This window comes from Cohnella cellulosilytica (genome assembly GCF_042431195.1).
GTDB lineage: Bacteria > Bacillota > Bacilli > Paenibacillales > Paenibacillaceae > Cohnella > Cohnella cellulosilytica.
On record NZ_JBHMDN010000049.1, the window covers coordinates 1 to 9,002 of the forward strand.

The 9,002-nt window shown below is 43.4% G+C and carries 4 protein-coding genes; all 4 read left to right on the forward strand.

Going from position 1 to position 9,002, the window contains the following annotated elements; genetic code table 11:
* Positions 1-193: 193 nt before the first annotated feature.
* Positions 194-1,345 (forward strand): copper amine oxidase N-terminal domain-containing protein, encoded by a 1,152-nt coding sequence (locus tag ACFFT4_RS28115; protein ID WP_378052412.1) that lies wholly within the window; start codon positions 194-196, stop codon positions 1,343-1,345.
* Positions 1,346-1,455: 110 nt separating this feature from the next.
* Positions 1,456-7,578: a glycine rich domain-containing protein gene (locus ACFFT4_RS28120; RefSeq protein ID WP_378052413.1), complete on the forward strand. Its 6,123-nt coding sequence runs from the start codon at positions 1,456-1,458 to the stop codon at positions 7,576-7,578.
* Positions 7,579-7,841: 263 nt separating this feature from the next.
* Complete coding sequence (locus ACFFT4_RS28125; RefSeq protein ID WP_378052414.1) at positions 7,842-8,639, forward strand: hypothetical protein; 798 nt, start codon at positions 7,842-7,844, stop codon at positions 8,637-8,639.
* The coding region (locus ACFFT4_RS28130; RefSeq protein WP_378052415.1) for a hypothetical protein at positions 8,620-9,002 on the forward strand (383 nt) is incomplete at its 3' end. The genes ACFFT4_RS28125 and ACFFT4_RS28130, both read left to right, overlap by 20 nt.

Here is a 9,002-nt window from a genome sequence, read left to right on the forward strand (position 1 = left end):
CTGGAGGATAAGCTCTCCTACTACTGGGTTGGGCTAAAGGTAGGATACGATTATGAACTGAAGCGATGTGTTGACTATTTGAATCAATCAGCCGATCGTCTGGATGATTGCGAGCGAATGATTCTGCAAAGAGCGTATTCCTGATTTGAGAGTCTACGATAATTCTACTGTCCATCTAAGGAGACGATGAAAAGTGATCAAGAAAACAATCATGGCCGCAATAGCTGTTTCAGTATTTGCAGGTGGGATCATGACAAGCAAGGTTTCCGCTGAACCCGGAAAAGATCTTCAGATCATTCCCATTATCGTGAACGGTCAGAAGGTTAGGTTCCCGGATACCGAGCCTTATATGAATACGGACGGTCGTACGATGGTTCCGGTACGTTTTGTCAGCGAAATGTTAGGCGCTGAAGTCACATGGGAGAATAGCACGCAAACGGCCATCATCCAGTACGAAGGAAAAACAATTCGTATGCCTATTGGCTCCAAAACGGTTTCTGTCGATGGGGAAGACCGGGAACTGGATACGGCTGCTGAGAAGTACGACGGTCGTACTATGGTTCCTCTTCGTTTCGTAAGCGAAGTACTTGGTTCTGGAGTCGAGTGGGATGGAGCAGCTCACTCCGTCAAAGTTACTGATGCAAAATACCAAACTAAGGTTGATTCTGGGGAAGTTAAGCTTGATCCTTGGGGGCGTGAGTACAGCAAGACTCAAGATAATAACTGGATTCGTTTGACAGACCTAGAGGGTGTAGGTTTCTATAAGTCGTTCTCTTCCAAAAGCAAGAGTAGAGTTTTTATCGAGTGGTTGGGTTCGGCAGCTCATGTTAGAACTGGGAATGTTCTTGCATCTAAGATTCGCAGCTACTATGCTGTTCAGTTGAATGTAGATTATAGAACGATTAATGAGGATGATTTTATCAAAGCTTTCATGGCTAGTGCTTCTGGTAACATTACGAAGAATGAACTCACAAAGAGTCAGTTTGAAAACATTATCAGAAAGTACGTCAAATGGGTGAAAGAGAACAAGGTAATAGCAAAGGGTTATGCTGATCCTGAACTGTCTGCCGTCTATGAAACCAACAGGACTACCTGGATACCTACTCATTTCAAGTTTATGATAATTTCAGCTAATGATTCCAACCAAGCCTTCTTAGATAGTTGGGATGTTTCATTCTGGTCAGATCCTGTTAAATTAAAAACAGGAGTTTGGTATGATGGGTATTCTAACGTCAGAACGGATTCTAACGTAGCATCTGCTCTTTGGGGAGAAGACCATGGTCTTTCAGATACGGAGAACATGTTCATCAAGGACTCTTATTTCTATAACGTAGAGGTAAAGTGATTACAAGGCAGGTGAGAGGCTATTACAGATCTCACCTGTAATTCCTTTATTAGAGTGTTTTAACTCAGTTTGAGTTCTGTAATAAAGGAATTACATAAGGAGGCATGTATGTGAAAAGGCTTAGAATGATTTTATTGACGTTATTTGTACTTTTCAGCGGATTTCCATTGTATCCTAGTCAACAAGCAGAAGCGGCTGGTGAAGGTACTCCTTCGTCTACCAATACAAAAAGGTATGCTACTGGAGCTTGGTTTGATGACGGACAGTTAATTTATGTTACACCGAACAAGAAGGCTTCTTCCAGTACTCGTTATGGGACAAAGGCTTTCGTTATACGGAGAGATACTACCTGTAATAGTACTAATGTTGATACAGCTCAGTGTACCCCTATAGCGAAAGATAGTAATAAGGATGGTGATATAAGCAACGACTATCTACGGATAGATTTGTACAACTCTGCTGGAGATTACGATAAGAGTATGTGGTCGGTAGAAGATATAGGGGAATGTGATTACTTAAGTCAATTTAGCAAAATCTCAAATGACTTAGAGAGTAGTCCTGCCCAACGCCAGACCAATGCTAAAAGATTACAAGGGGAAGGGAAATGTCAACAGGCAGAATACGGAGCTTCTTCAGCTAATGCTACTCTTGTAACAAAGTTTGTAGTAGATAGGGAAAAGTTTGAAGAGAAGATTGTGGAGAATCCGCTATTTGCGAATTTGGCTGATGGAATGACTGTATACATGAATTCTATCTTTTTAATTAAAGATACAGGAGGCACTCATTTAACTCCTGAGTACACAACACTTAACGATATACGGGTTGCAAAGAGTTGGGCCAATACTTCTTATTTTAGGGCTTACTATGACATACAGGTTGAGTTTAAAGGTTCTTATCCTATAGTAATGCAGTATTTGGATGAAAGCGGAAAAGATATAAAAGATCCGACAGATATTCTGAGTACTTATGGTCCAAAGAAGAGAGATGGATACACAGAAGGTATGTGGCCGGCTTGGAAATATTCAAAGTCGGAGACCAAAGATGGTAAAGGCATTATCGTGCCAGATACTCTTACCGGTGATGATGATAAAACTTACTTCCTAGTATGTTCCTATGTGACTAGGATTTCGAAGCCAGAGGATATGGATTGTTCTGAGCAAACAGAGAGTCCAACGTTTGTAAGGATGGCATCTAAGCTTACAGAACGTAATCCTCCTGTGCCTATAGGCGGGGAATATGTAAGAGGAATTTACACAACAGATCCTGACTGTAAATGCTTCTCGAGCGCAACTGTTCCAAGCAAGTCTACGGTCGAAGGTGAGGTGCCTCCAGATAATACAACTATCGGACAGAAGGTATCAATGCAGGTAGATCTTCAGTTGAAAGATCAGGAGGATATTGACGATTGGGAGAAGTGGGTAGTTGGCAAGAAAAACATCACAATAAATATCAGGACTTATAGATCAGATCAAACGGATGTACTGACTGGACTAGCTAATACTGGAGAGAAACCTAAATGGTCTACTCAGGGTAAAATACCTCCAGATCTCGATGCTCCCGGCTCTGCAATTAATCCAGCAAAGGGTCTTAAAGTGAGTGGAGAAGAGTTACTAGCTTATTTCAGGAATACGAATGGAGTAAGTAAGATACTCTATGAGGATGATCTGACTAATTATCCTATACCCCCAGGCGGCAAAGTAAGTTTCCGTTATAATGCCGATGTGTTTATAACCGCAACGGATGCTTCCGGAAAAGTTGTGGAGGTTGACTGTGCTAGACCAAAGTCATCGACAGAAATGACATGGTTTAGACCTGAAGTACCACCGCCGAATACTGCAAGTTTCTTTAGTGTGCCGAAGTATTTCTCAGAGATTAAAGAGGGTTCGCCACAACTTTCTGGGACGAGCTCTAATGAAACGTTTGATGCGATGTCCGGCATACCCACAACAAGGAATTTGTATTTTGCATCTGGTGGTTCTGAGTTTATTGTGGATATCGAAGTTGAATACATTTCGCAGAAGTCGCAAACTCGTAGTTACAAATCAGAGTTCAATGCTGTCGTAAATGGATGGGCTATGGATCCAATTATAGGTGGGTTTACCCAAGATGTTCAACCACCTCCGCCAGCTGCTAGAGAAAAGATTGATGCCTGTGGTGCTCCTTACAAAGAAGTGGTGCAGTCTAAATCTCAACAGTATATCAAAGGTTATACAACAGGTGAGAATCCTCAGCCCATATACGGAACTGAATACGGATGGGATCAAAAAGGTTATGATTCTCACGTAGTAGGACATTACGTAGATACCTGGACTCAGACAGTCACATTTGACTACATACAGATCAATAAAGCAGTTGTATGGAAGATTGAAAAATCCAAAGTAGACGGGATGGCTACTCTTGTTCAAACAAACGAAGTAACAGCCTCCATCACTCAAGGAGATCCAACCTTTTTCTATAACAGGGCAGCTACGAATACCAGTAAGGAGGGTAGGCTGCGCTACTCTCTTGAGACCGATCAACACGATAGTGTTTATTGGAATGAAGGTAATTCCGATAATTGCTTAACCAACTCAAAGGACAGCGGCCCAGTGCTGGAGCAAAAGAAGTTTGACGAACGTCGTGCACTCACCACTAATGTTACAGCCATCTCTGACTTCTTGATTTTACAAACGTCTTCCGGTGATCAATCTGTTATGTACTTTGACAAGAAGTCTAATACAGCGAAAGTCACCGAGCAATTGGATGTCCCTATTACTAACTTCGATACTATGTGGACTAATAATCCATTATCTGCAGCTAAGTGGGACCAACTGAACACTATCAAGGTTGGGTCGTATAACGGTAACTTTTCTTCTCCTACTAATAAGTATTCTGGAGGATCGACCGGAACTGTTACAACCATCTTTGATAGTATGCCGGCAGGTAAGATAAGACCTAGCAGGCCTGCTCCGTTCATGAGATTAATGGCTACGAATTTGGATATCCCTGACACTCTTCAGAACGGAGAGTATATAACAGGCACATCCACGGTGTTCTTTAAGAATGTCTTAAACGATAATCCAAAGAACAAGCCAACAGCTTATCCGGTGCAGAATAATACAGCGTATGGAGGAACAGGCTTAGCTTATACTTCGGCTTATTCACCTAGTCATTCTAAGGTGAATGATGTAGTTATACACGATCCTGTTTCTGTACAGAATGCGCTGGTTGTGTCTTTACCTAATAGTCTTGATCAGCGTACGACTCCGGGCGTTGGAAATAAACAGGAAGGCATTGCCGAGTATGAAAGGGTCCTAGATCCTGACTACAGGCAGAATATTATTCCAAACTCTGGAGCAGAGATCGTTAATGTGAACAAGACTGTAGCTGGGTGGAATACTTGGGTCGCTACTGGTAGTGCTTCCGCTATCACTTTTACAAGTAGAACCGGTGACTCATGGGTTATTTCTGGAGCTAATACTTTTGAGGTTAACTCTTTAGGAAGCTCCAACACGACAGGTGGATATTGGAAGGATATTCCGATAAAAGCTAATGCTCAGTACAAGTTTGAAGGAGACATGAGCTGTCACCGGTGCGAAGGGTACTTCTCCTTAGACTTCTACGATTCCGATAAAACTTTCATCAGTGGTGGATTTGGATCTACTGATAAAGTCACTAATACCGGAACTGTAGCGCACAAGACGTTTACTTTCTCGTCTCCAGCTAACGCTGCATATCTGCGAATTCATATGATCAAGGGCGTGAACAAAGATGCAATCTCAAGTCCGAGGGATAATTTGTTTGTAGATAATCTTTCTTTGAAGAATATGAGTTTGCAGGAGTTTGTAGCGGTAGAGGCAGTTCAGGTCACACAAGAAATACCAAATCCAGATTATGTGCCAGAATCTACGAGTCCTCCTGTAGCGAAGACATTTAACTATACGGGTAGTGTTCAAACGTTTACCGCTCCTTCAACAGGTACCTATACACTTGAGGTATGGGGAGCTCAGGGAGGCAACAGTACGTATGATTCCAGGGTTCAAGGCGGTTTAGGTGGTTATGCAAAAGGTGACATTAATCTGACTGCTGGCGAAACTATTAGCATCTACGTAGGAGGACAGTCAGGATGGAATGGAGGAGGAGCCGGGTACGGACAAAGTTCCCCTGGAGGCGGCGGTACTGATATTCGACGCGGAGGTACAGTTCTTACAGATCGTGTAATAGTAGGTGGAGGTGGAGGCGGTACTGAGTACCAAGCATCTCCCGGTAATGGTGGCACAATGAACAGCGGTCCATTTCCTCAATATGGTGGTGGTCATGGAGGAGGCCTTGTTGGAGGTACTGGACTTGGAGACTATGCAGGTAGTGATAACGGTGCTGGAGGAACCCAGACGAGCGGATACGCTTTAGGTCAAGGAGGGCCCTCGGTAGGTAGTCACTCAGGAGGTGGCGGTGGCGGTTATTACGGAGGCTTCAATGGTCGTACGGATAACAACTACGCCGGTGGCGGTGGTTCTGGTTATATCGGCGGAGTAGTAGGGGGAACTATGCAGACTGGTGTCCGTTCAGGAAATGGTGCGGTAGTCATATCATCCCCGGGGACAGTGACACCTGCAGTCGGACAACCTATTAAAATTATTACAACAACAGCTGGAGGGTCAGATACTTCTCCACCATCCGATGCTTATATCTTAAAACCGATTGCTGTCGATCCTAATGCTCCTGCAGGTGGGTATACTCCGGGTAACTTTGTGCTTCTTGATTACGGATTCCAACTCTACTTCCCTAACACTGGAGACTTCTTCGGTAACGGTCAATGGGGTTGGGCACAGACAACTGAGATCAGGGGTAAAGGGTTTACGGACGGTATGGACACCACAGAGTGGACGAAAGCAAAGTACGTGAAATTTGACTTTAACGTCATCTACAACAATACGATGTTCTTAGCAAATGAGTGGATTCAGTTACCTGTTACAAGTCCGGGGTGGCTGTATGATTTCTATGTGCCCTTAGCTAATCGAGAGAAGATTAGCGCTATGGTAGAGTGGAAGAGTATTGCTATAAACGGAACTATCGAGGATGGAGATACCCCTACAAACAAAGTAAGATACAACTATCCTAGACCTGATTCAGCTAACCACAGCACTCTAAAGAGATATCAGGTCGATGTTGTAGGTAGGATTGGTAACATGGTCATTGAGGATACTGGAGACTTCAGATTCTCTAACCTGTTCAAACAACCGCTTTCTCCTACCCAGTGGCTAATACCGAACGTAGTAAAACGGGTGAATCCAAATATCCAGAATAAGATCGTAGGGGATACGGTTGATCTTCGGGGGAAGACGGTTACGGCTGGAACTAATTATCTAAACACTTGGGGATTGTTGCCGCACATTCAACAAAAACCGATACCATTCCCTCTGTCATCGGAGAAGAACAATATCGATGCTCTGAAGAATCAACCGCTGCGAATCGGATATGATGTGCTATCCGACATTCAAACCATGGGCAATTATTACAGCAACCTGCAAATTATTCCGTACTTCTATCATTTGAATTTGCAGTCCGGGGCGATCACGTCAGTAGATATCTATATGGACGTTAATGGGGAGTATAAAGTCATCAATAAGTTCGGGGCCGCTGTTCCTGGGTGGGATTCTACTTCTGTGTATGCTAATCCAGTAAGGTTGGACTGGGAGAGTCAAGCAGGAAGGCGGAATGTCAAAGACGACGAAGCCGAATTGACCTCCAGGATCGCGGCGCTATTCGCACAATCTGGGGGAGACACGGCTTCTGGTAAAGGTGCCGAACCTTATGGCAGCTATCTGTACGGATCTTCTCAATTCATGGCGCTGACAGGCAGGAACAGAACGTATATCGGTCAAGACCAGACATATGGAGTCAATAAGAATCCCGGAACCAAGCTGTCTATGTTCGAATATGCGATGCAAGCCCAAAGGTGGCATTACTCGTTTGTGTTACCTTCTTCTGCAGTAGCTGTTAAGCATGATCAACCTGCAACCCAAGCTAATATCAATACGCTTAGAACGAACACGGGAGTCATTGTCATGGCGGCCGATATCAAGGCTATAGGCGACACTTACACGCTGCAGTACAAAGCTCCTAACGGCAATGGATCTCTGAATCTTGCTAGAACATCGTGGCCTCTTACAAGCATACCTTATCCGGTAATTGCAGTGTATTCTGCAAATAAATCGTCTGCAGATGATTTAAGTATTACCGGAACACACTAAGAAGAAAGAGGGGAGGTTTGCTCCCCTCTGATCTTTTTTTAATTTATCGGTAGCTGGTGTACAAACATACATTGCACAGGGAAATTAATCTCCGACGAAAGAGCATCGGTAGTGATTTACTGTCGGTGACAATGGTTTGGAATTTATAGAGTATGGGAACTAAGATTAAATTTCAGATGAAGTCTCTCTACGAAAACCCTAAAATCAATCAATCGAAAGATTTATTGAATTAAAGCAGCAAAGAGCTTCAAGGAGGCGTTTCAATGAAGATCGGGCTGAAGCCCATAGCTTGGCTATTCGTATCGATCATGATGATGTTAGGAGTGACCGGCTGCATGTTCACGAGTGAAAAGCAAATGACGAAACGCATGTTTGATTATTTGGAAGAGAAGTACGGCGGAACATACGAAAAGGAGATTTTCGAAAAAGGCAGCACTTTGTTTCCGGATATGTACGGCGGAGCGAAAATGATGGTGCATCCGGTTGGACAACCTGATCTTCCTTTCTACGTATTCAAAAGCAGAAAGTCCGAAGGTTTTATAGACGATTATGTTCTATGTTATTTCAGTTATCGTTACACCGAGAAGTATAAACACGAAATCGAAGAGTTGGATGATCGAGATCTGATCGTACAATTTGCTCTGGGCTTTGCCGATGAACCGCAGGATCCTGCTACTTTGGATATCTCGTTAGAGGATTTCGTAGCGGATAAAAATAGGGAGGGACGCCTATTTCTATATGTCGCGGTTCCAGTGGCAGAAGAATGCGTTCCAGATGATGATTCCGCGTTGTGGAATAAGTTGTATGACAAAATGAGTACGCTGACAGATCGTAATTTTTCAGTATCTGTCGCATACGTGAAGCAAGAAAGTTATCAAGATGCCTTAGATTCAGCAAGAATTGCGTTCGCCGTCAACTTTAGTTGGAAGTATATGAGAGATGGATTTATTCAAGATGTATATTTTGAGAGAGATGATTTAATCTCGGACCCCCAGTATTTTCAACGGTATTATTTAAACAAGAACGCGGAGGGGCGCTTCGATGACGATTCAAAGGGATGATCTGACCGATGAAGAGAAGTATTTCCTATTGGAACTTTCTTATATTGATTTAAATAGTAGTACTGATTACTCAAAAAAAAGATCCATTGAACAAACGTTGTTGGTCGCGAGGGATGCTCGGTCGCAAGGACCGGAGAGAGATGACATTCAACAATTGATTAATAAGTTCGACGAACTGACCCGAAAGCGTGATGCGCTTAAAGATATACGAATTATTGGTTACGAAAACCATAATAAGCATGGAGATGTGACGCATCACACGCAATCGGGATTCGTAGGATATGCGCTGGAGGATGCTAGCGGTAATCGGGGCTTTCTGTTTCGAGGAAGCGAGACAGATTCCTTGGTCGATTGGACGGATAA